Here is a 22,061-nt window from a genome sequence, read left to right as displayed (position 1 = left end):
AGATACTCTAGGAACTAACAGCCAACAACTACAACATAATAAGCACCTTCAAACAAATAAGCACCTTCAAACAAGCTAATCAAACTGATCAATCAACTGGTCTTCAATCATTGGCAGCAGTGGCTCAATCTTCTCTAACTCTTCTGGTGTCAGTAGCTGAGGCTGATTATTCTCATCAACGCGCGCCAGAATGAAAAAGGGATCAAGCGGTGCGTAAATGCCAAATTCTTGCTCTTCGTAGTAGAAGCTTGCCAGAAATTGCAGTTCTTCTTCTTCACCATCAGCGTCAGATTCTAAGCCTGCGAGGTCATCTTCCTCAGTCAGGTCGGGGAGCTCACCTTCTACCGTTAGGGTAACGGCAGTACGCTTAAGCACCAGGTTTTGCTCCTCTAGAACCACTTTGGCAACCGGAAAGAGAAGATTGATGTCTTCGTCATCTTCAACGGGAACCGCTTCTTCCTCGTCGCCATCTTCCTGCCAAGCAATGATTTCGACGGGTGAATCGACTGGTAAGAGCAGCACATACTCCTGCCCTTCTACTTCTAGCGAATGTTCAATGGTGCAGGTAATCGTCCGTTCGGCATCATCCGTCAGGGTTACGGTTTCTACTTCCATCTCGAGATCGTCTTCATCCATGCCGGACTCTCCACTAAAATCGATCATTTTACAGGCGGTTTACACGTTTCTACCCATGACTTAGAAGGTGGTTGAATCCAGCGCTTCAGAGTCAGCCGCGTCGGGTTTTGGAGACGTTTGAGTGTAAGTTGCCTTGAGGCGGCGCTCATCCAACCATTGTTGCAGAATGAGGGACGCAGCTTTGCGATCGATTAGCCCTTTATTGCGAGAAGGGGAGATTTTCTGTGCGTGAAGCAACTGTTCCGCCTGAAAAGAGGTTAGCCGCTCGTCTACATATTCCAGTGGCAACTGTAGCGCGGTTGCCATTGCCTGGGCAAATTTTTGGATATGGCGGGCTTGTGCGCCAATCGAGCCGCTCATAGTGTACGGCAAGCCTACCACTAAGACCTGCACGTTACGTTCTGTAACAAGCTGTTGAAGCTGGCTTTGCACTTGCTGGAAGGATTGGCGATCGATCGTCATGAGTCCAGCCGCGATCAGCCCAGTACGATCGCAGCCTGCCACACCAATCCGCTTTCGACCAACATCTAACCCCAGTGCAGAGATTTGCATCACGTTCCACTGATTAGCAGCAAGGTCCTTCCTGCGGCGGGTCAGAAAAATCGGTGGGCGTAGGCAGGTTTAATAGTGATTGATTGCCTCGCGTCACTTCGCTTTGAGCGCTGTCGGTGTCAGGAGCAGCGTTGCCTGCTTTAGGATCAGTGGTGGATTGGTTCCACAAACGCAGCAAAGAGATGCGACCAGGTACTGGCTTACGTGCTGGTTTGAACCCTTGCAGCACTTCGGAAAGCTGAAGCGAATCGAGTGCCATCGGCAGCTTTGACTCCCGCAGCTTATGCCAGACCGATCGTGACATCATCAACGTATGCGCAACCCGAGTTGCACCAATGCGCTCCAGGTATTCTTCTCGTTCTGGCTGGTAGTCAGACGATGCTAACTCTAAAGTTTGGGCTGGCACTTCTTGCGTAATACGTGCCATTTGCGACATCAGCTCAGGGTAGAGCCAGGTGTAAGCAGGGTGCACCGTTAACTGTGCCTGATGCGGTTGCGAACCATCCCGGCAAAGACGGATCTGAAAATAACCGATCGCCGCTTTCCGCTGTGGCTCAAAGACATAGCCGCTGACCATTTCGGTATGGCTCAACCAATGCTTGACACCACTCATCAAAGAACCGAATAGGCTCGTTTTGAAGTCGAGCATATGACGATCAAACACCTGCCGTACCAGCGGTGGCATGGCTGCCGTGTCTAACTGATACAACAGTTGAGCATCAGCATTGCTAATGGGCAGAAGATTGGGCAAATCTGGTTCCCGCTCGGCAATTTCCTGAAGTTGGTCAGCAGCCAGCAACCAATAAGTCATTTGCGCTAACGGCTGAAAGCCATTTTGCCGATAGAGCGCCAGCAATGCCGTGTCGTTTACGTCTACTTCCAAAAGCCAGGTACGTGCTTCCCAGATCTTTTCAAAGCAGTGCCGTAGAAGTTGTGAACCAACCGTCGCCAGGCTCAATTTTGCCGATAACTTCGGCTGGTCTGATGGAACATCAGTTGAGGTATCAGTAGGGGCAGTTGAAGGGTCAGTCGATGGTTCAACAGTATGCACAACGGCAACGCGATCGACTCGCCAAGTGCTACGTGTGCGGTTGAACGGCGAAATCCGAATCATGCCGCGCAGTTGATTATCTTGATCTGTCAGGTAGGCTCCAAAGGTTTGTTGAGCTGGTGACCATACCAGACCTAACGCTTTTTTAAGACCACGCCACGGACGAAACAAAAACGCTGAGGAGGTTTCGGCGATCGTTTCACGAGAAGTGTCTTGCTCAGAATCCGCCGCACAGAGACGCTCGACTATTTCCAAGTCACGATACTGGATAGGTCGGATGACAACTTGGGTGGTTTGAGGAAGAACTTGAGTCATCGTGGTATGGCTGTAAGCAGCCGCGCGCAACGTCCAGGGTTTGACTGTTTAGTCTCTATTCTAAAGCTTATCGGCTAAACCGACTTTCAATCAGGTTACCAACTTTGTTGACTTAACTGGTCGAATTAAAACAACAGGTGTTTGTTCACTCGCATTGCCCGCCGGGTTTTTAATCAGCGCCTGCTGAAGAAACGATGTTGTTAACTCAGGAGAGGCTGCCAGGACTTTCACCGCTCTTAAATCGTTGACATCAACAATGGCAGCAGCTAAACCTGTTTCACGTTTGATTTGATCGACTACTTGCTGTGGGTTTTGCGGTCCCAAGACAATGAACTGATCGTAGGGCGGGATAGTGCCTGTTACGTCATCAATTAAACGAGCTTGCTCACCTGCTAACTGGTAAAAGACACCCGGTTTGCCAAAAACTTTGGCGATCGCTCCCACCCCAAAGGCAAATAGCACCCGCACAGGACCGACCAAATCGATCAAGGTTTGCAACCCACAGGCAGTAGCCAGACTAGATGTAGGCATAAAGAGGTAGCATAACCGCCGTGCGACCCAGCCCGGTTTTAGATCGCTGGGATGCCGAAACCGACCCTGCATGACTGCTAGCGGCGTTTCGCCAATGGTGACAATATCGCCGGGCTGAGCATTGGGCAAGACGTAGCGCTGCACTACTTCCACAGGGTTGTCGAGGTGCGTCAACAGATGAGTGCGAATCGGCAACACATCCGCATTTGTTGCGGGTCGCCAGTTTTTAGAATCTGCCGGACTAGGGAAGACCAGCGGCACAATGACATGGCGCACACGCGGTATGCGTCCCTGCGGACCATAGGTGAAAAAATGCACCCGTATCCAGGCAACCCTCAAGGCACTTAGGTCTGCACCCTGGATTTCTACCTGGATTTCGATCGGCGACACCTCACGCTTAACAATGTGCCCTTCCCAATAGCCATCGGCTCTAGGTTCAGCATCTTTGTAACGAGGAATGACCTGTGCGTCAGTGGTAATCCCTTTCAGACTATCTGTGGATAGCAGCTTTACCTCTACCCAAATTTCAGGCACCATCACTTCCAAGCGCTGGGTCAGGTTACGGAACTCCAGTTCGCCTACCAATAGGTAGCGCTGCGGCTCATAAACTTCTAGTTGCCAGTTGCCTGCTGTTAGCTCTAGCTTGTTTCCCGGACGGCGACGGTACTGCACCTCTAATGCCAACAGCAAAAGGATGACGACACCAACAACCGCGATCGCAATGCTCGCAATAATCCCCACAAGCCTTATTTCGCCTAATCACTCTGTTAAAAAGTCTAGTAGGAGTTGGGAGTTTTGCAGCAACTAGACGGGAAGTGGGGGAAGCAAAAGAGGTAAGGGGAGTAGAAGGGGCGGAGGAAGCAGAGGAGGCAGGGGAAGCAGAGGAGGCAGGGGAAGCAGAAGAGAGGCAGGGGAAGCAGAAGAGGCGGAGGAAGCAGGAGAAGCGGAGAGAGCATAAAAGAGTAACTCAAAATCTGCCTCCCTCCCTCTGCTCTCTTGCTCCCCTTCTTCCCCAGTATCCTCAGCCCTCTGCTCTCCTAGCGTCCTCACCTTGCTGCCAAAATTTCCTCATCAATAGAAAGATCAATCGAGGCTGTATCGCGTCCAGAAGCTAAATAGTCATTTTGGAAGGAGTCTTTAAGACCGGAGATGAGATCGTAGGTGGGTTGCCAGTTGAGTTCAGTCTGGGCTTTTTGGATAGAGGTAAAGAAGTGCTGAGTACGAAGGGGAAAGGCTTTGCGCTTGCCAAAGTCAAATTGTTTAGGGTCATAGTGGACGATCGTTAGAGCATCAGGAGACCTTCCCGCAGCAGCGGCACAGGCGCGAGCAAGACCGTCAAATGTCACTATGCGATCGCCCGACACATTATAAATTTGCCCGATCGCGCTGGCATTGCCTAAGACCTGAGTCATCGCTTGCGCTAGATCCTGCACATGCCCAAACTGAGTACAGTGTTGACCGTGACTGGGAATGGGGATCGGACGATCGCGCACGATGCGATCGAAAAACCAGGCTTCCAGGTCGTTGTAGTTTTGCGGACCGTAGATGTAAGTGGGTCGAATAGACGTAAACGGCACGTTCTGCTCGCTCAGATAGGCTTCTGTTTCGTGCTTGCCCTTATGCCGGCTCTTGGGATCAACTGAATCCCCTTCCACGTGGGGCATCTGATCAGCTTTGAGATACACGCCAGCAGAACTCATGTAGATAAAGTGCTGCACCTTGTCGTTAAAAATTTCTACCAGCGGTTGGGTATCGGTGAGTTCGCGTCCGTTGTTATCAAAGATGGCATCGAAGGTTTCGCCAGAGAGCTTTGCTTTCAGCTCAGTAGGGTTCGTGCGATCGCCGTGAATTTGCTGGATGCCCTCTACAGGAGCAGTCCTTTTGCCTCGATTAAAAAGCACCACATCGTGCCCCTGCTTTACTAAAAGGCGCGTTAGGTAAACGCCAATAAACCGAGTGCCGCCCATGATTAAAATCCGCATTCCCTTGCTCGTCCCCCGACTGCAACAACTCTCCATCTTAGGCTGAAGCGGTTGATGGTTACCGATCGACACTGCACACGCAACTAAGTAGTAGAGACTTGAGCAAGACTTAAAAGCAGGAGAAACAGGCTTTGAGTCTCTCGGATTGCCATCTATGAAAAGGCATTTACTGATGTTAAGGGTTACAAGCTATCAGCATGGTTTACGTAATCATATGGAAACCTTTGATGATTGCTTGTCGCTGATAGCAACTGGTTATGGAACTCTATCGAGGGGCTGTTTTGAACTAGGTAGCTGAAGATTAATAGTGCCTTCCGTACTTGATTTTCTAAATAACTCTGATGGTTATTTTAAGCCTATATAAAGCATGAGCTTCAGGTAGAGAGCCAGATGGGACTTAAGAGAGAGGGATACATCTATTCTGGCTTGTAGCTTTATAGATGATGACACTACAGCACTGTCAACTGAAACACTGTTAACGGTGAAGGCTTATAGGCAACTATATTTCTGTTTCACATTTCTTCATTACAGCGTTTCTATCTGTTCATTACTTAGAGGAAAGTTAACAATGAATCTTTCTCATCGCGTTCGACAAAGCTTAACGGCGCTTGTTTTAGTGCTCGTTTTAGCCTTTACGACTGCGTGCAGTGGCACAGCAACTAAATCGCCTCAGGCAAATTATCCCTCTAGCATTGATCGTAGTATTGATTACGGTCAGATTGCACGCGGAGATTCTGCTTCTGCTCAAGAATTTGGTAACTGGGTTGTTGAAACCAGCAAAGGCTTAATCAAAGATGCGTTTGTGCGGGACAACAACAAGCTGGGAGCCGTGATATCCTCTCAGGTTCGCCCCAATGAAGTCAAAGCACTAGCTCAATCGTTGGCTCAGGGTTTCCGCAAAAACTTCCCCAATCAAGACCTGACCGTTTTGATGTACGCACCCAACAAAGAACTGATTCTTACCGCTCGCTATGATGCTCAATCCAAACAAATTGAGTACCAAGCAGCTAGCTAAGAGTAGATGCTTGTTAACGGGATATAAGCAAGCAGCTTAGTTGTTCACCAACTTTTCAACACTAATTTCAAAAGGACGTTAAGGCTATGCCTAGTAGTGATGATTACAAACGCCAGGTCATGCGTGATTTGGCAGGTGGCGATAAAGAAATGATGCCTGACGATACAGCATCAAGCTACCAAAATTTTGACGATTTTGCTCAACGGTCTTCCCGAGATGAGCGCCATAACTTGTTCAGCCGATCTTTCCATCCCGATCGCGTTCCTGCAAGCCAGATGGAACCTGAACTACAGAAGGCGATCGCCCAAATCAAGCCAAACGAGCGTAAAGATGTTGCTCAAGAGTTTTTCAGTCACCTGAAAAAGCGGGGCTTGCAAGATCGTGATTTAGAAAAGCAGTTGGGTTTGTCTACCCATCATCCCAGCCATATGTCAGCCGATGATGTCAGCAAGCTTGCTGGCTTTGCCTATCACAATCACCCCGATGTCTTTCATGAAGTTCTAGCAGACCAACCTGCTCTGGTGAAGTTCCTCAGCAACCCTGTTGTTGGTGCTGTATTTGGAGCGATCGCTGCTAAGTGGATGGGTGGTCGTCATTAGACCGTAAGAGTGAGTTGTAAAGAAGTCAGAAAGTTGCAATCAGTCAATAATTTCTGACTTCTCTCTCGCTGAAAATCAAGGCTACTGTTCGCTAATCAACTGTCTGTTCATTGTTGATCAATACGGAGAAAAATCATGTCAACTGAAGTTGTGACTACAAACGAATACGGTGAAGTGGAGGAAGTCATGTCGGTTGATGGTTCTTCAACCACTGATCCAATGCTGATGGAAGCTCCAGCAACACAAGATACGGTTATTCAAGAGACAGCTACAGCTACAACTGATGCGGCTGATGCAGCAGGAGAAGCTTGGGCATCTTTTCAGGTGAAGGCAAACGCTTTCTTAGCCAAAGCAATTCAGTCTACTGGAACATTTCTTGAACAGAACAAGCAACTCCTAAGCGTATTAGGCTGGACTCTCCTTACGTTGCTAGGAATTAGGGTTGTCTTTGCAGCACTTGATGCCATTGATGATATTCCCCTCGTTACACCAGTACTCAAGTTAATTGGTCTAGCAACCGTGGCTTGGTTTATCTGGCGTTACCTTCTGCGAGCGAACAATCGTCATGAGCTTTCTCAGATGTTTAACAATGCTAAAGCAGAACTTTTTGGTGATCAGAGCTAAGTCTGTTTGGTAGTAACGTCTTTATGTGGAAGGAACGTTATTTATAGCGATTCCTTGTCGGCGGTGCATCTAAATTGAAGGATTAGGAGCCAAGAGATTAGAAGCCAGCACAACAAATTGTTGCGGTTAAGTTCTGCAATGCGGCTTCTTACTACTGGCTCCTAAATACTTTTTAATCGCCTGGATGTTGTTCAATTAGACATTGCTTAAGTAGCTAGACGTAGTTATTGATAGGGTGCATTTCGACTTCGCTATTGATACGCTGCATCGAGCGAAGCCGAAATGCGCTCAGCTCTATGTATAGCCAGGTTGAGCGCAGCCGAGACCCGATCACTAAGTAGTGCTTAATTTAGGCCTCCTACTTATATAGCCGTCATAAATCAGTTGTGAGATTGAAAGACTTTGTGAGAAAGGATTCCACTAGAATTCTTTCTCACAACCCATACAGGGTCATTATATCTCCTTGCTTTAAAGGTTTGAATCTTTAGCAACGAGTAGTTTTTTCAAAGAGTAGCAGGTTAATGCAGATCGCAATACTGCGAAGCATAGTCAAATAATTTCATGTTGTTCAAAAGTTGCAATAGGAGAAAAAATGGTTGTAGATCGTTCTAAATCAGTGGTTAACCGTGGTCATCGTCGGGCAATTGGTACGTTCCCAACCCGCCGTGCTGCTGAACAAGCGCTACACGAATTAAGAGATTCTGGCTTCCCAATGGATCGAGTATCCGTCGTTGCCCAAGATGGTGATCGTAAAGGCTCGATTGCTGGGGCTAGTACGAACGTTCATAGTGATACCAAAGGTCACGATAACAAAGCGGATGATGGCGCGAAAGCGGGAGCGCTGTCTGGTGGGGCTTTGGGTGGTTTAACAGGACTACTGGTTGGTCTTGGAGCACTGGCAATACCTGGTCTTGGTCCCATCATGCTGGCAGGAGCCGCAGCAACAGCACTGGCAACAACAGCAGCCGGGACGGCGATCGGAGCCGCAGCAGGTACGTTGCTGGGCGGATTAATCGGTATGGGTATTCCTGAAGATCGAGCGAAAGTTTATAACGATCGTGTTTCAGCCGGTGAATATCTGGTCATGGTTGATGGTACAGATGCAGAAATTGCTCACGCTCAAGGAATTCTAAACCATCGCGGAGTCCAGGAATGGGGCGTGTACGACATCCCTGCAACGGCTGGTGTAACCACTGCTGGAATGGTTGAAAATCAGCCAGTACATCAACCCACTGTGCGTACTGATGCAGAGGCAGTTAGAAAGTTTGAGGAACGCCGAATTAAAGCTCGGGAAGATGAAGCAAATCATATGGCGACACCTGTTATACCTACTCCAGTAGCGTCTTCCGCAGCGTCGCAGCAAGTAGCAGCACAACCCATTAGTACCGCAGGTCAAACCGTTGGCATCCCAGGTGCAGAGAATATCGAGCTTCATGAAGAACGTTTAATTGTAGATAAGAAGCGTGCAAAGACGGGTGAAGTTGCGATCGGTAAGCATATTGAAACGGAAGTTGCCCGCACTTCAATACCGATTGAAAAAGAGCGCGTTGTTATTGAACGCTCCCCAGGCAGCATTGAAACAGGTGTAACACCAGATGCAAATGCTTTTCAGGGCGAAACTGCTCGTATAGAGGTGTATGAAGAAACCCCTGTAATCCAAAAGGAAGCGTTCGTACGGGAAGAAGTGAGCATTCGTAAAGAAGTTGATCGCAGTACGGTTAACCGCGAAGAAACACTGCGTCGTGAAGAAATCAATGTTGATGTTCAAGGACATCCGTCTGTAGATGCACGACCTGGCGACTTGCCAAAAGACCGTCGCTAAAGCGATTGAGAGTGGCAAAGTAATTGTTTTTAACTTTGCCACTCGACCTCAAATTTTTCAAATCAGCAACATAACGAACACGAATTAATTAACCCATGCAGAAATCCATAGCCCTTTTGTTTAGTAGCATCTTAGCTGTGAGCGTAGTTGCTTGTGATAATGCTGCTAAGACTAGCAGTGAAGCGCCGGATTCTGCTGCTACCAGCCCTACCAACGTTGATGTTGATAAGCCAGCGGCTCAAACAAATCAAAACGATGCCACAGGTGAAATAAGACGCAAACAACTTAACGCTGACATTCGTGCGCGCGAACAGCGAAATAGTGCTATTGGCGATGAGTCAGTGCGAGCAGATGGTGATCTTAAGAGCGAGGTGCGCTCAAAGTTAGAGGCAAACTTACCAGCTAGCACCCTTGCTGTCGATGCCAAAGAGGGAGCCGTCACCATTACAGGTAAAGTGGTTGATGAAAAGCAACTACAAAAAATTGAACCGCTAGCCAAGCAAATCAAAGGCGTAAAGAGCGTTGATGTTACAGCGACGGTAAATACAGCAATCAAACCAGAACCCGCTAAGCCTGGAACCAGCAACCCCATCAAGACACAGACAAATGCACAGTAGATAAGGGCACCTTGAGGAGTCCTTGTGATTCTCTAGCTGAATAATTAGACACCTAACGATCGAAGAATTATCAGGGAACAAACAACCCTTCTAAACAGTAAAAGCACTTTCTAATGGCATATGGTCTGTTGATTGGAACAAACCATTGCTTTATTAGGGGGTGCTTTGTATTTCTTCTAAAAAAGTTTATTTCATGGCTGTAAACTCTATCCTTTACAGCGGTTTAATTTCGTCTGCAATGCCCTTAAAATTTTAATAATCCTTTAGCTACAACTCGCGTTATGTCTGCATTGCTACTACCAAGAGATAGGTCGTCTCCAATTTGGAGTTGCAATTTAACTAACACAGAGATTTTATAAAATACCTTAAGTAGGAGGGCTAGATTAAGCCCCATTGAGCGATCGAATTTCGACTGCGCTCAGCCCGCGTACGTACAGGACTGAGAGTATTTCGACTTCGCCCAAAGCACTTATAAAAAGTTGCGCCCAGCTGCTTATTTAACGGTAGGAAACGTTTAGTCATTGCCTGTCAAAAGTTAGACGCTAGCAAAATAACGCCTATATACAATAAAAGCCTCAGGACAGCTTATAGAGGCTAGTAGAACTTGCCTGTAAACAACGAGAAGCTTGTAGTTGAGCATGTTTGAGATGTCGTATTACCACCTTGTCCAACTGTCAATACCCTTTTCGTAAAAGCGATTGAAAGCGTTGATGATTCACTAGTTTTAAATTTTCTAATGGAGACAACCATGACAAAGGCAAAAGCAAAAACAATGGATGTTATCTCTTTAATTGAAGCGGATCACCGTAAGGTTGAACAACTGTTTGAACAGGCAGAAAAGGCAAGCAGCAAGAAGCTTTATGAGTGCTTTAAGCAGCTTTATACAGAGCTAAATCTGCATGCACGGGCTGAAGAATTGTCTTTTTACCCAGCGATGCGGGAATATCCAGAAACTGAAGGCTTTCTTGAAGAAGCGGAAACAGAACATGAGGAAGCTGAAACCTTTCTAGAGCAGCTAAGGCAAATGCAACCAGATGATCCTGAATTTAAAGCTGCGTTGGGGAAATTGCAGGCAGCCGTTCAGCATCATGTTGAAGAAGAGGAAAATGAAATTTTTGAGGCAGTTCGTCAGTGTATGGATGAACAGCAACTAATGGAGCTTGGTGAAGAATTTCAGGGTGTCAAAGCTCGATCGCAGGAAGATGTGCAGGCAGGACTTGCTCACTAACACGGTACTTTCAGCGTTATTTGTGAGGGCAGGACACTACCCTGCCCCGCTTTCCTTTCCACCTTTCCATAAGCACTGTAGCTTACCTATTGGGAACCTGCTGTAATTGGTGTTTTTTACAGTAGTGCCAATGCTTTTAAGCAACGGCGCGTGACTTGCATCCGTTTTGGTGCATCAGCCTCGGTGCGGAAATCAATGTTGGTAGCAAAAAAGTAAACATTTTTACCCTTCTCTAAGTAGCCTACAACCCATCCTGCTTGACGCATTGTTTTATTACCAAACCCAGTCCAGCCAGTTTTTGCTCTGATTGTGTAATCTGGCGTTTTTTCAATTATCAACATGTCTTTGACGATCGCCAGCGATTGCTCAGAGAACGGTAAATCATTTTTATAAAGGCGTTGGAGAAATTGAACTTGCTGTTGGGGTGTAATGCGGAGTTCGCCCTCCAACCAAAAATTATCAATTGCTGCTTTACTACCAATGGTTTGGTTGCCGTAACCCACTTGAGTAATCCATTTTTGCATCTGCTCGTGCCCCACTCGGCGGGCAAGCACCTGATAAAACCAAATGGCTGAAAGCTTCATTGCCTCTCTCATGTTTAAGTCGCGGTTCCACTCGGGTATTTGCCTTGGAATACCGTCCCATGTTAGAACAGCAACGTCATCAGCAATCACTTTTGTCTCAAGCGAAATCAGAGCATTGAGAATCTTGAATGTTGATGCAGGCAAAAAAGGGGTTGCATTACGCTGAGGATTGTGTTGATACGTGCGATCGCTCGTTGCGTCATAAATCAGAATTGAGCCTTCTACTCCCAAGTCTCGAAAGTGCTGGCTAAAATCGCTAGTTTGGGCAGTCGCGATCGCTCCTGAAGTCTTAGACTGTGCTTTTGGCATAGGTGAGCCAGCTTGCACAGTTTGAACGAGAACAGCAGTGATGCAACTTAATGCAATTAACCCTGTAGTACCCCTACGCCTTAATCGGTTCATAATATGTAAGAAACTTAAGTCTGAGCAGCCTTGAACTACAACCCAGCCTATTTTCATTCCGCTATATCAGGTGCTTAACTGTTCTTTTAATCAAAAAGAGAGCCAGGGCAATATAACTAGACAGTTTCACTTAATCACACTTTCAATCGTTAGTGCGATGACTCTATTCCAACCTAAACGACGACAGTTAGTTTACACCGTTGGAGGGGCACTAGCTCTAACACTTTTGGGCTGTAATCAACGGGAGCAAGCAATGATAACACTCTATACTTTTGGCGACTCGATTCTTGATTGCGGACACTACAACGAGTTTGGTGTGCATCCAGGGCAACTTCTGGTTCAGAATGACGATCGACTGTTTCCCGACTTTAAAGGTCAAGACCTCGCCTCACGTAGTTCTGCCCGCCTGGAACATCGTGCCTATGATGGCGCAACAGTTACGCGTCTACCGGCTCAGACACAAGGGTTACGAGTTGAGGGAACGGCGCTCGCCCTGATCACCGTGGGCGGTAATGATCTATTGCAGGGACTGATTCAAGATACAGGGGCAGGGATAACAACCTTTGCTACTGCCCTCGACACGTTTGTGCAGCAGCTACCCATCCGTCCTGTGCTATTGGGCAATGTCTACGATCCTACATTAGGAGATGACAGCCGCAATTTTTCAGGGGTTGATCCAGCGATCGCCCGTAAGAACCTCCAACGTATGAATACTGCCATTCAACAAATTGCTACTCGTTACGGGCAATTGGTTGATCTTCATGCTCATTTTCTCCAGGGTGATCCATCCTGGTTTACAGCGACGATTGAGCCAAGCCTGCGGGGTGCCTCGGAAATACGGCGGGCTTTTCTTCCCTTTGTCCTAAGCTAAAGCCGAATTACATCAGTATTTAAGCGATGCCATGACTTCATTGTAGGGAACGACCCCTGCAACTGCATGGCTGACCTGTTGGGCGACACGGGGACTCTGTTTCATTAACCAAATGAGCAGATAATTCATAAACGAAAATTTTCTGAATGCTTTGATGTTTAAACCAGCACGCAAATCGGCTTCAAAGTGAGATTCATACAGATATTGCCAGTTTTCTGCTGTCACAGCAGGAGTACGGCTCATGTTCACTGCTTGCGCGACATAAAAACCACTAAGGACAGCATTAGCAATACCCTCACCTGTTAGTGGATCGGTCAAATTGGCTGCATCACCAATCCGGAGCACCTTCCCATCAGCCACTTTGTTTCCTTTTTTAGCAGTTGCTAGGGGGAATACTTTAGGTGGTTGCTGGCTCACCACCTTGCTAAGTAGCTGTTGAGCAGCTTTATTTTTTTGAATGAATTGTTTAAATAGTTGAATCACATTTACGTTTAGCGTCTGGTATTCATCGAGCCAAACGCCAACACCAACATTCAATTTCACCAAATCGTGTTGTGTTGAGACAGGAAAGATCCAACCATAGCCATTTACACCTAAGCTGCGATCAAAATGAATTTGAGCTTCAGCCAACGCTGTTTCAGATAAATCTTGGCGCTTCACCATCCAATAGGCTCGAATGGCGATCGCAGTCACTTCACCCGCAGAAACACCCCGCGCATCAATGATCGTATCAAAGGCATCAAGTAAGCCCTGACGCTGCCAATCATTTTTGTGCACCGATTGGGTAAGGAAACAACAGCCTGCATCAATCGCTCTTTCATACAGGAGTTGATCAAACACCAGCCTGGGAATGCAATAAGCCTCCAGCGTTGTCGGTTCGCTATGAGAGATTCGATTGGAGACACCTAGGAAGAAATGGTGGATCGGGGCATACTCTGATGCTAATTTTCTAATGTCATGTGGGTAAATGCCCATCGTCGAAATAGATTGGATCGATTCAATACTGATGCCATCGCCACAGATTTTGTCTCTTGGAAACCCTTGTTTGTCAATCAAGGTAACATCATGCCCGCTTTTTGCCAGGTGATAGCCGGCTGAACAGCCAGCGGGCCCTGCACCAACGATCGCAATCTTAGACATGATTTAACCTCAATGAGCGATTAGCAAACGGCTCCGAAAGAAAAAGGCTGCTGGCTCACCTGACCAGTGAATTAACTGCTTCGCCATCGTCTGTACCTCCTGTTGCCGTCTAACTTTCTTATCTGAAAGGTAAACTCCTAGTAATGCCTGATTGATTAATTGATGAAAGCGCGTATGCGGCAATTGAGAAACGCTTTTAGTTGCCTTCTGCATAAAGTGTTTAAAGCGTTCCAACATATCATCATAATTTTTGTAGTAGAAACAGAAGTTCAGATCTCCATTCACTCGATCTTCTTCCTGGTCAATCAGATAGTCCAATAAAATGTGCAATCCTTGCACCCAGGGGAAGTAACTATTTTTGACTTGCTCGATCAAATCATCCGATAATTCATGCTCAAAAGCATAAGCCACTAAGCAAAAAATGCCTAGAGTAGAGCCAGCACAAGCAGAAAATTCGTACCACCGCATCTCAGGCAGTTGCGTCTGATGCAAGGCAAACCATGTTTTCAAGCGTGGTACTCGCTCTTCAACCCTGACGTGCTTGTGAACTTGTAAGTCGCAGTAGTAACGGGCTAGCTCATGTAAAGCTGGAGCGATCGTTGCATAATGCGGTAACTGACAAAGCACGTCCTGACAGGTTCGGACTAAGGCGTGTAAGTAGCCACCATCCGCTTGATCACCGCGCATCCGGTAATAGTTTGTGTGCGGTGCTCCAGGTGTGAGTGCATCTACCAGGGATTCATGTAAGGCAGAAAAATCTTTGGGATCGAGCGAATCACTGCGATCACACAGGTTGTCTAAATAATCGCTAATTGTTTGATACGCCACAATAAATTTGATAGCTTCCTGGCAATGCCGTTTAGCAAGCAAGCCATAAATTGAGCCACCTTCACAGTGAAATTGTTTTGCCTCAAGACTGTCTAGCGCTTGTTTGCGAAGCTCTCGATTTGGTATTTTCTGTGCTTGAAATTCCCAGCTTTTTAAGTAACTCCGTACGGTTGGAATGACTTTAAGGCGAGTTTCTAACATCAACGTCCAGGGAGAAACCGGAATACTCATAAAAAATTAGCTTTCGGCGATCGCCCAACATAACTGAACCTAGTGCTGTTACTCTAGAGAGGCTTCCATAGTTCACCCTCTTCATAGAGGCAGAGTTAAACACTTCTAATAATTCCTTTTGAAATGACATAAATAATTTAGAACTTGAGAAGCGAAGAGAAGCATTCGTGAGATGGGTAGTTGCCTCCTTTATAAGGTTTTCTGTAAACAGAGATGGTTCTACAGATAGAGGTACCTTAAACAAGAGAGCTAGAAGCTTATGAGTAGACGTTAGAGGGCGCTACTTATGGGCAGGCGGCTTGTACTTTGGTTTATTTGGCTCAGCTTTGTTGCTTACACCGTCTGGCTTGCACCCCTCGATTACTCCTCTACCTGGTATCTAGGGCGTAAGTTAATTACCTTGCAGTGGGGCGACCTCAATGCATATATTCCGGCGATTTTTAGCTTGATGGGAGTGTTGCCGCTGGTCTATGCCTGCCTAATGTTTGCCGATGGTCGTATGCAAAAGTTTCGCGCCTGGCCCTATTTTGCTGGCTCAAATTTTACTGGAGTGATTTGCTTATTGCCCTATCTCTTGTTTCGTCGTCGCAATCAAGAGTTTTGTGGCGAGAAAGACAAATGGCTTGAACTTTTCGATCGTCGCTCAACAGGAATTGTCTTGTTAATTAGTGCGATCGCACTAATTATCTATGCCGTTGTTGCTGGTGATTGGCAAGACTACGTGCACCAGTTCCACACTCAGCCTTTTGTCCATTTGATTTCATTAGATTTCTGCTCGATCTGTTTAATCTTTCCCATCACATCGCTGTTCGACGATGATATGGCACGACGCAACGTCTACAGTGCGCGGCTTTTCTGGTCGGTTGCCCTCGTTCCGTTATTTGGACCGCTGGTTTATCTTTGTTTGCGTCCATCGCTTGGGGAAACTCAACCGAGCGATCGCACATCCCTAAGTAATGGACTAGAGGCGACTTGAAGACGTTAATAAGGTGAAGCGGTGAAGAGATGAAGCGGTGTCACTTTTTAAGTCTCTTCCATTTCCATCATCCAGGGAAGTAGGCAATGCAAAGAACTGAGCAGTCAGCAAACATGGCAGCACTGCTTTGGTTATGCATACTTGCTGCTGGCTCTGTTTGCGTTACCACTGCTGAGCTAGAAGGAAAGATGTCTAGCTGTTCTGATCCCGATCTTTAGATTCAGCGATCGCCGCAATACTTGACTAGCTTTTCGTTTGAGAGGAGTACAGCAATCTTTCAAGCATAATAACGGCTGTAAACCAAACGAATCATGATGCATACCTTCGGGAATTTTTTAGCGGCTAGTTCTCCCTCGCTGCGATCGCTCTTCGCACCATTTCTGCCCTCTGAGCCAGTGAGCGATCCACTGACAATTTTCCTGGTCATCATGACAATCATGCTGGTGGCTCCACTGCTGTTTGAGCGGATTCGGCTACCGGGCATTGTCGGCTTGATTCTAGCAGGCGTAATTGTGGGACCACACGGCTTTGGCTTTTTGGAACGAGACACCACGATTGTCCTTTTGGGTACGGTAGGGCTACTCTTTCTCATGTTTATGGCAGGGCTAGAAACTAGCCTGGACGACCTGAAATTTAACGCTAAGAAGGCAATAATTTTTGGCTTAGCAACCTTTGTAGTGCCAATGGCAATGGGGATTGTAGCCATGAGACTGTTAGGATACCCCATGCTGGCATCTGTGCTAGTGGCATCATGCTTTGCCTCTCATACGCTACTGGCGCTGCCGATCGCTAGCAAACTGGGTATTATGCGATCGCAATCGGTCACCGTTACGCTAGGTGGCACCCTGATTACCAATGTTTTGGCATTACTGGTGCTGGCAGTTGTCGTCAAAGCGCAGCAGGGGAATCTCACGCTGAGTTTCTGGCTTTTCTTGCTTCCTTCCCTTGGTCTCTACACCTTTGCCACCTTATGGGGTGTGCCTAGGCTAGGACGCTGGTTTTTCCGCCGCTTTGGGCATGACGAAGGAGCCGAATTTACCTTTGTGGTTGCCACCCTCTTTGTCGTCTCATACTTCGCCAAACTGATCGAGATTGAACCGATCATTGGTGCCTTTTTAGCAGGAATCGCGATTACTCAATTGATTCCGCAACTGAGCCCCCTAATGAATCGCATTCAGTTTATTGGCAATACACTCTTTGTACCGTTTTTCTTGATTTCAGTTGGGATGCTGGTCAATCCGCTGATTTTGTTTCAAGAGCCACGCTCGCTGCTGGTGTCTGCGGTCATGGTAGGGGTGGCTATCGTAGCAAAGTTTGTGCCTGCCTGGGGTGCCAGCAAACTATTCAAATTTGATTTCTCTAACATGATGGTGATCTTTGGGCTATCGGTTGCGCAGGCAGCATCAACGCTGGCAGCCATTACAGTTGCCTTCAACATTAAGTTGGTCGATCAACTGACGGTCAACGGTACGATCGCCATGATTTTAGTGACCTGCGTTGCTTCTCCCTGGATCACAGCACGCTGGGGAGAGGGCATGAAAGATAGCAGCCCAAAGGCACAACAAGCACAAGCAAGCGCTTCGTCCCAAGCAACGTCTCAATATCGTATTTTGGTGCCAGTGGCAAACCCCAGCACCGAAGACAATTTGTTGCAACTAGCGTTGATTTTGGCAAAGAGTACAGGTGGCACCTTGTTACCGCTCCATGTGTTATCAGATGCACATGCACCCGTCACGACTGAAGCAAAACTGCAACAAGAGCGCTTGTTATCTGCTGCCGAGACGATCGCCCACGCCGCAGTGACGGATGTAGAGCCGATCGGTCGTGTGGATGATGCGATTGACAAGGGCATTTTACGAACGGCTCAAGAGCGCAACGCTACTCTGCTAATCTGTGGCTGGAAAGGCTATTCAACCTATCGGGATAATTTCTTTGGCAGCGTGATTGACAATGTTGCTCATCGCACGTTGGTTCCTATGCTTATTACCCGCTTTCCACAGCCGATTCAGTCCACTCAGCGAATCTTTCTGGCGATCGCGGATGCAGAAGCAACAACGGTTAGTTTTCAACAAACGTTGTTTCTCACGCGCACACTTGCAACCGAATTGAAAGCGTCCCTAAAGGTTTTGCAGCTTTTTTCTAATCCCCGTTCGGCAAATGCCGCTCATGCAATTCCTGGTCTCAGTGAAGACGTGCCAGTGCAAAAGATACGTGGCAACTTCGCGAATCAGGTTGCCCAGCTTCTAGAGAGAGATGATCTGCTGGTCATCATGCACAATGCCCGTCCCAAACGTTTAAATGAACCGACGCTTGGAGTGGAACCAGAGGCGATCGCCCGCCAGCATCCCGATCTTTCCATCATCATTGCCCACTTTCCTCGCCTAGTGTAAGGTTCTCATCCCCTCATGGCTTAGTCTGTCAGGCGATCGCTAATCGATTTACGCACAGTTTCAACGGCAGTTTTAGTTTCTGAGCGATTGCTGCCTCTACCTAACTGACTTGAATCACTGAAAGCTCGTATGCTTCTTGGGAAAGGATGGGACAAAAGCCATTTAGCCCTTTGGCATCGAGTATGATAACAACCGATAGCGATCGCTGAAGGCTAAGCACTAATTTTGTGTTTTTTACCGTCACTACCGGCAATCTTAAAGCAGACTGGGACAGCAATGCTACGCCTCTAGAGAATGTGTGGCGTTCTTAATTCAAATTGGTATAAAAGCCTCATTCCCCGCTCATTCTGCTACTTTTGAGCAAGCGATTTCTGCACGCATTGCCACCGGAGGTTTTTTTAGCGATGATTCAGGTCACTCAGGCACCACAAAGTCCCGTTCTAGTCCAGCAGCAGTTCACCATTTCTGGTATTGCTTCACCCACTTATGCGGGTCGAACCCTGGCGCTGACCGTAGATAATCAATACAACGCGAAGGGTCCAGCGATCGATACAGATGGTAACTGGACGATCGGTTTTCTCTTTCAGCAGGCTGGTAGTCGCCGTTTGAAGATTGCGATCGACAGTGAAAGTGCTGAAGTTGTCGTGCAGGTTGTCACAACACCCCCGCCGCCAGCCAATCGGTTGCGTTTTATTACTGTACCCCAGCCCATTACGGTCGGTCAGACGTTTGTCTTTACTGGTGAAGCAGACGGCTATGCCAATGATGCTCAACTGTTGCTACGTGCTGACCAAAAATATGAGCTAGCCCGTCCTACTGTACAAGTTGGTAAATGGCAGGCAGTTGTCGGTTTTAACCAGGCAGGTAGCCGCTTGCTCGAAATTATTGGGGCTGGGCAGGATCGGGCACAAGTTACTATCACCGTTACAGGCACGACCCCACCCCGATCGCCTCGAGTTAGCTTTACTAACCTGCCGCAGGGCGTTAGAACTGAACAAGTAATCGTCTTACAGGGTAATGCTGCGGGCTACAGCGATGGCGCAGAGTTAGTGCTGAGGGCGGATCAGCGAACGGAGCTAGCGCGTCCGAAGGTGCAGGCAGGACAATGGCAGACAACAGCTCTCTTCCATCAGTCAGGCAAGCGCTTGATTGAAATTATTGGCTCTGAACAAGACCGTGCCCAAATTACGCTAGATGTACAGGCTGCGCCATCCTCCCTGCAACTCTTTCCACGGACTGCCTGGACAACGCAGGCAACACCAACCTCGCTGCCAGATCTTCAGCCACAACGCATCACACTGCACCATACGACCTTTACAGCCCTTGCTGTAAATGCATCGCAAGCGCAAGAAGTTGCCCGTATGCAGTCTCTTTGGAGTAGCAACGTTAACGGCAACGGCTGGAGTGATCTTGGCTACCACTACATCATTATGCCCAGTGGTCGAATCTATGTCGGGCGATCGGAGCGGAAGCGTGGTGCCCACGATGTGATTAACGATGGTCTGGGAATAGCTTTTGATGGTTTATATACAACCGCAACCATCACAAATCAGCAATTTCAGTCTGCGATCGCCCTTTGCACCCAACTTTGTCAACGCTATGGCTTCAAAGATCCCGTGACTCCCGTACCCACACCAACGGCTGACTTTGGCACTCGTAACATCCCCCTAATCTGCGGTCATCGCGATCGGGTTGCAACTGCCTGCCCTGGTTCAGAAGGCGGGAGGACAGTTCGACTGGCAGAAATCCGTCAAACAGTCAAAACAAAACTGTAGGCACATATTCACGTACCTACAGTGCAAATAATTTAATGTCAATATACTAGGTTTGCCCTTGCTCTCATCCAAGTTCAAGACTTAAGCAGTGTGTACCACAGTCGAAGAAGCTCTGATCACTAGCTTCTTTCAAAAAAGCTAAGGATGGAATAGTCAGTTGTTGCTATCAGCATGGCTCTAAAGCTTGAGTTCAGAGCCATGCTAATCAACAAATGCTAAACAATACCAGGACCTTTACGTGATGGTTCTTCGGTAGTTTCTTCTTCTTTTCTCGCGTCACCCGGAGTTTCGTAATACATTTCGGGTTCAACCGCATAGTTGTTCAGCAAACCTTCTTTATCAACCGTGTAACCGCCTTCTGTATGCACGCTCTCAGAGTTGTCTTCGGTCGGATGCGTCTTGAAGTTCTCGCCTTCTCTTTCCTTACGAGCCGCCGTTTCCGCCGGAATAATACCTCTATCGTAAGAATCTTCTTCTACTCGAGCAGACGTATCTTTAGCGTTACCCATAACGGTCTCCTTTTATATTAAACAATTGCCCCACTAACATACCGTGCTATAAACGTATACCCTACTACCGTTGGTATTGGATGTGGGCTGCAAAAAGGTGTTTCTTGCGAGAGATGTTTGGATTAATAGAGGTTTGTATCTCTAAACCTGATACCTACGCCTCATGCTTTACCTTCACCGAGTCTGCTGAACTTTATGAAGGCATGATTGTAATTTAAGTTTGTGCCGTGCGACTACCGCGATCGTGAAAGATTTCCGCTATGAAAGTTGCCCTTGTTCATGACTATTTGCGAGAGTATGGTGAGGCGGAGCGCGTCTTACAAGTGCTGCATCAGATGTATCCCAATGCACCTGTGTACACAGCCTTTGTTGACCGCAAGCGTTTAGGCGATGCGATCGCCCTCTTTGATGGTTGGGATCTTCGTACTGCACCCTCGCAGCAGCTACCAGGCATTACACGCTATCACCAGCTATGGAAGGCGTTGCTACCCTACTACTGGGAGTCATTGGACTTATCAGCCTACGACCTGGTGATTTCTTCATCAGGGCAGTATCTCAGCAAATCTGTGTTGACCCGCGCTGAAACACTGCACGTTAGCTACTGCCATACGCCACCACGTGATCTTTGGGACGCACCTCAAACGACTGGCGATCGCCACTGGCATCAGCAATGGATGCAGACGCATCTGCGGCAATACGACTTTTATGCCTCTCAGAGAGTCGATCGTTTTATCACAAACTCTGAAGTGGTGGCGCGGCGCATTCGCAAGTTCTACCGTCGCCCGGCTGCGGTCATTCCCCCACCTGTCAGCATTCATGGTTGCGGTGAAGCGGGCAATGACTATTACCTCTATGTTGGAGCTTTAACCCCGCAGCAGCACGTTGATCTAGCGATAGCTGCCTGCACTCAGAGCGATCGTCCCCTTTGGGTCATTGGCGCTGGCAGTGAGAGGGCAAGGCTTGAGCAGTTGGCTGGGCAACACGTCCGTTTCCTAGGCGATGTACCGGATGAGGCAATGGCAGATATTTATGCTCACGCCAAAGCGCTACTTATTCCCTGTCCAACGGCTGACTTTGATTTTGCTGCTGTCAAAGCAATGGGGCATGGCGTTCCCGTGATTGCTTCCGCGCTAAGCGGCATCCGCGAGATCATTTTGAACGATCGCACGGGATTGCTGTTCTCTGAACCGACTGTAGAGAGCCTTTGTCGCGCGATCGCCCAATTTGAGGGGCGACGGTTTTCGTCTCAAGCGTGTATCGAACGCGCACGCGAATTTGCCGAACCTGTCTTTATTTCTAAGCTGGAGTGGTTTATTGCTCAGGCGATCGACGATCACAAAGCGCCGCTAGTCCAAGAATCGTTTTCTACATCAGCCATCTAGC

At 47.7% G+C, this 22,061-nt stretch carries 20 protein-coding genes; 11 read left to right on the top strand and 9 right to left on the bottom strand.

The features are described 5' to 3' along the window. Positions 1-75: 75 nt before the first annotated feature. The 5 genes from H6F86_RS02315 to H6F86_RS02295 all read right to left on the bottom strand — a co-directional run bounded on the left by H6F86_RS02315 (position 76) and on the right by H6F86_RS02295 (position 5,067). On the bottom strand, positions 76-636 hold the full coding sequence (locus tag H6F86_RS02315; RefSeq protein WP_190446498.1) for a DUF3727 domain-containing protein: 561 nt from the start codon (positions 634-636) through the stop codon (positions 76-78). A gap of 60 nt (positions 637-696) precedes the next feature. Next, on the bottom strand, positions 697-1,188 hold the full coding sequence (gene ruvX, locus H6F86_RS02310; protein WP_190446497.1) for a Holliday junction resolvase RuvX: 492 nt from the start codon (positions 1,186-1,188) through the stop codon (positions 697-699). 13 nt (positions 1,189-1,201) lie between these two features. After that, positions 1,202-2,554 (bottom strand): GNAT family N-acetyltransferase, encoded by a 1,353-nt coding sequence (locus tag H6F86_RS32025; protein ID WP_190446496.1) that lies wholly within the window; start codon positions 2,552-2,554, stop codon positions 1,202-1,204. A 90-nt stretch (positions 2,555-2,644) separates the two neighbouring features. Next, a complete protein-coding gene (locus tag H6F86_RS02300) occupies positions 2,645-3,820 on the bottom strand; it encodes a F420-0:Gamma-glutamyl ligase (protein WP_190446578.1) in 1,176 nt (391 codons plus the stop codon). Positions 3,821-4,131: 311 nt separating this feature from the next. Then, positions 4,132-5,067, bottom strand: a complete 936-nt coding sequence (locus tag H6F86_RS02295; protein ID WP_190446495.1) for an NAD-dependent epimerase/dehydratase family protein — start codon at positions 5,065-5,067, stop codon at positions 4,132-4,134. 568 nt (positions 5,068-5,635) lie between these two features. Between H6F86_RS02295 and H6F86_RS02290 the strand changes: the two genes are divergently transcribed. The 6 genes from H6F86_RS02290 to H6F86_RS02265 all read left to right on the top strand — a co-directional run bounded on the left by H6F86_RS02290 (position 5,636) and on the right by H6F86_RS02265 (position 10,972). Next, complete coding sequence (locus H6F86_RS02290; protein ID WP_190446494.1) at positions 5,636-6,082, top strand: hypothetical protein; 447 nt, start codon at positions 5,636-5,638, stop codon at positions 6,080-6,082. Positions 6,083-6,168: 86 nt separating this feature from the next. Beyond that, the gene (locus H6F86_RS02285) at positions 6,169-6,681 is read left to right on the top strand and encodes a hypothetical protein (protein ID WP_190446493.1); all 513 of its coding nucleotides are present in this window, start codon (positions 6,169-6,171) and stop codon (positions 6,679-6,681) included. A gap of 135 nt (positions 6,682-6,816) precedes the next feature. Further along, positions 6,817-7,305, top strand: a complete 489-nt coding sequence (locus H6F86_RS02280; RefSeq protein ID WP_190446492.1) for a CAAD domain-containing protein — start codon at positions 6,817-6,819, stop codon at positions 7,303-7,305. A gap of 592 nt (positions 7,306-7,897) precedes the next feature. Continuing rightward, positions 7,898-9,127 carry a YsnF/AvaK domain-containing protein gene (locus tag H6F86_RS32020; protein ID WP_190446491.1) on the top strand — a complete coding sequence of 410 codons (1,230 nt, stop codon included), beginning with the start codon at positions 7,898-7,900 and terminating at the stop codon, positions 9,125-9,127. A gap of 137 nt (positions 9,128-9,264) precedes the next feature. Continuing rightward, entirely contained in the window at positions 9,265-9,744 is a 480-nt protein-coding gene (locus H6F86_RS02270; RefSeq protein WP_347240068.1) for a BON domain-containing protein, read from the top strand. A gap of 748 nt (positions 9,745-10,492) precedes the next feature. Beyond that, on the top strand, positions 10,493-10,972 hold the full coding sequence (locus tag H6F86_RS02265; protein ID WP_242033324.1) for a hemerythrin domain-containing protein: 480 nt from the start codon (positions 10,493-10,495) through the stop codon (positions 10,970-10,972). A 116-nt stretch (positions 10,973-11,088) separates the two neighbouring features. Here H6F86_RS02265 and blaOXA read toward each other — a convergent pair whose 3' ends face one another. Then, positions 11,089-11,958 carry a class D beta-lactamase gene (gene blaOXA, locus H6F86_RS02260; protein ID WP_190446489.1) on the bottom strand — a complete coding sequence of 290 codons (870 nt, stop codon included), beginning with the start codon at positions 11,956-11,958 and terminating at the stop codon, positions 11,089-11,091. 157 nt (positions 11,959-12,115) lie between these two features. Between blaOXA and H6F86_RS02255 the strand changes: the two genes are divergently transcribed. After that, positions 12,116-12,829, top strand: coding sequence for an SGNH/GDSL hydrolase family protein (locus H6F86_RS02255; RefSeq protein ID WP_190446488.1), 714 nt, complete (start codon positions 12,116-12,118; stop codon positions 12,827-12,829). 12 nt (positions 12,830-12,841) lie between these two features. Here H6F86_RS02255 and H6F86_RS02250 read toward each other — a convergent pair whose 3' ends face one another. Continuing rightward, positions 12,842-13,969: an NAD(P)/FAD-dependent oxidoreductase gene (locus tag H6F86_RS02250; protein WP_190446487.1), complete on the bottom strand. Its 1,128-nt coding sequence runs from the start codon at positions 13,967-13,969 to the stop codon at positions 12,842-12,844. A gap of 9 nt (positions 13,970-13,978) precedes the next feature. Continuing rightward, positions 13,979-15,028, bottom strand: coding sequence for a tetraprenyl-beta-curcumene synthase family protein (locus H6F86_RS02245; RefSeq protein WP_190446486.1), 1,050 nt, complete (start codon positions 15,026-15,028; stop codon positions 13,979-13,981). Between the two features lie 286 nt (positions 15,029-15,314). On the opposite strand from H6F86_RS02245, the gene H6F86_RS02240 reads away from it, so the two are divergent. From H6F86_RS02240 to H6F86_RS02230, 3 genes are all read left to right on the top strand, one after another. Further along, positions 15,315-16,004, top strand: coding sequence for a DUF2834 domain-containing protein (locus H6F86_RS02240; protein ID WP_190446485.1), 690 nt, complete (start codon positions 15,315-15,317; stop codon positions 16,002-16,004). A 311-nt stretch (positions 16,005-16,315) separates the two neighbouring features. Then, complete coding sequence (locus H6F86_RS02235; protein WP_347240067.1) at positions 16,316-18,394, top strand: cation:proton antiporter; 2,079 nt, start codon at positions 16,316-16,318, stop codon at positions 18,392-18,394. A gap of 404 nt (positions 18,395-18,798) precedes the next feature. After that, entirely contained in the window at positions 18,799-20,169 is a 1,371-nt protein-coding gene (locus H6F86_RS02230) for a peptidoglycan recognition family protein (protein WP_190446484.1), read from the top strand. Between the two features lie 215 nt (positions 20,170-20,384). Here the strand turns inward: H6F86_RS02230 and H6F86_RS02225 are convergent, their stop codons facing one another. Continuing rightward, positions 20,385-20,678 carry a hypothetical protein gene (locus H6F86_RS02225; protein WP_190446483.1) on the bottom strand — a complete coding sequence of 98 codons (294 nt, stop codon included), beginning with the start codon at positions 20,676-20,678 and terminating at the stop codon, positions 20,385-20,387. 260 nt (positions 20,679-20,938) lie between these two features. Here H6F86_RS02225 and H6F86_RS02220 point away from each other — a divergent pair, with 260 nt between their 5' ends. Beyond that, positions 20,939-22,060 carry a glycosyltransferase gene (locus tag H6F86_RS02220; protein ID WP_190446482.1) on the top strand — a complete coding sequence of 374 codons (1,122 nt, stop codon included), beginning with the start codon at positions 20,939-20,941 and terminating at the stop codon, positions 22,058-22,060. Position 22,061 lies beyond the last annotated feature (1 nt).

Origin of the sequence: Phormidium sp. FACHB-592 (assembly GCF_014695795.1) — a bacterium.
In the GTDB taxonomy this organism is placed as follows: domain Bacteria; phylum Cyanobacteriota; class Cyanobacteriia; order Leptolyngbyales; family Leptolyngbyaceae; genus Stenomitos.
Note: the sequence above shows the minus strand (reverse complement) of the source record. Positions and strands in the feature narration are given on the sequence as shown.

Bases quoted from the DNA above. Each gene is read 5' to 3' on its own strand.
- H6F86_RS02315 (WP_190446498.1), bottom strand. From the start codon at position 636: ATGGATGAAGACGATCTCGAGATGGAAGTAGAAACCGTAACCCTGACG.
- ruvX (WP_190446497.1), bottom strand. From the start codon at position 1,188: ATGCAAATCTCTGCACTGGGGTTAGATGTTGGTCGAAAGCGGATTGGT.
- H6F86_RS32025 (WP_190446496.1), bottom strand. From the start codon at position 2,554: ATGACTCAAGTTCTTCCTCAAACCACCCAAGTTGTCATCCGACCTATC.
- H6F86_RS02295 (WP_190446495.1), bottom strand. From the start codon at position 5,067: ATGCGGATTTTAATCATGGGCGGCACTCGGTTTATTGGCGTTTACCTA.
- H6F86_RS02290 (WP_190446494.1), top strand. From the start codon at position 5,636: ATGAATCTTTCTCATCGCGTTCGACAAAGCTTAACGGCGCTTGTTTTA.
- H6F86_RS02285 (WP_190446493.1), top strand. From the start codon at position 6,169: ATGCCTAGTAGTGATGATTACAAACGCCAGGTCATGCGTGATTTGGCA.
- H6F86_RS02280 (WP_190446492.1), top strand. From the start codon at position 6,817: ATGTCAACTGAAGTTGTGACTACAAACGAATACGGTGAAGTGGAGGAA.
- H6F86_RS32020 (WP_190446491.1), top strand. From the start codon at position 7,898: ATGGTTGTAGATCGTTCTAAATCAGTGGTTAACCGTGGTCATCGTCGG.
- H6F86_RS02265 (WP_242033324.1), top strand. From the start codon at position 10,493: ATGACAAAGGCAAAAGCAAAAACAATGGATGTTATCTCTTTAATTGAA.
- blaOXA (WP_190446489.1), bottom strand. From the start codon at position 11,958: ATGAACCGATTAAGGCGTAGGGGTACTACAGGGTTAATTGCATTAAGT.
- H6F86_RS02255 (WP_190446488.1), top strand. From the start codon at position 12,116: ATGACTCTATTCCAACCTAAACGACGACAGTTAGTTTACACCGTTGGA.
- H6F86_RS02250 (WP_190446487.1), bottom strand. From the start codon at position 13,969: ATGTCTAAGATTGCGATCGTTGGTGCAGGGCCCGCTGGCTGTTCAGCC.
- H6F86_RS02245 (WP_190446486.1), bottom strand. From the start codon at position 15,028: ATGAGTATTCCGGTTTCTCCCTGGACGTTGATGTTAGAAACTCGCCTT.
- H6F86_RS02240 (WP_190446485.1), top strand. From the start codon at position 15,315: ATGGGCAGGCGGCTTGTACTTTGGTTTATTTGGCTCAGCTTTGTTGCT.
- H6F86_RS02235 (WP_347240067.1), top strand. From the start codon at position 16,316: ATGATGCATACCTTCGGGAATTTTTTAGCGGCTAGTTCTCCCTCGCTG.
- H6F86_RS02230 (WP_190446484.1), top strand. From the start codon at position 18,799: ATGATTCAGGTCACTCAGGCACCACAAAGTCCCGTTCTAGTCCAGCAG.
- H6F86_RS02225 (WP_190446483.1), bottom strand. From the start codon at position 20,678: ATGGGTAACGCTAAAGATACGTCTGCTCGAGTAGAAGAAGATTCTTAC.
- H6F86_RS02220 (WP_190446482.1), top strand. From the start codon at position 20,939: ATGAAAGTTGCCCTTGTTCATGACTATTTGCGAGAGTATGGTGAGGCG.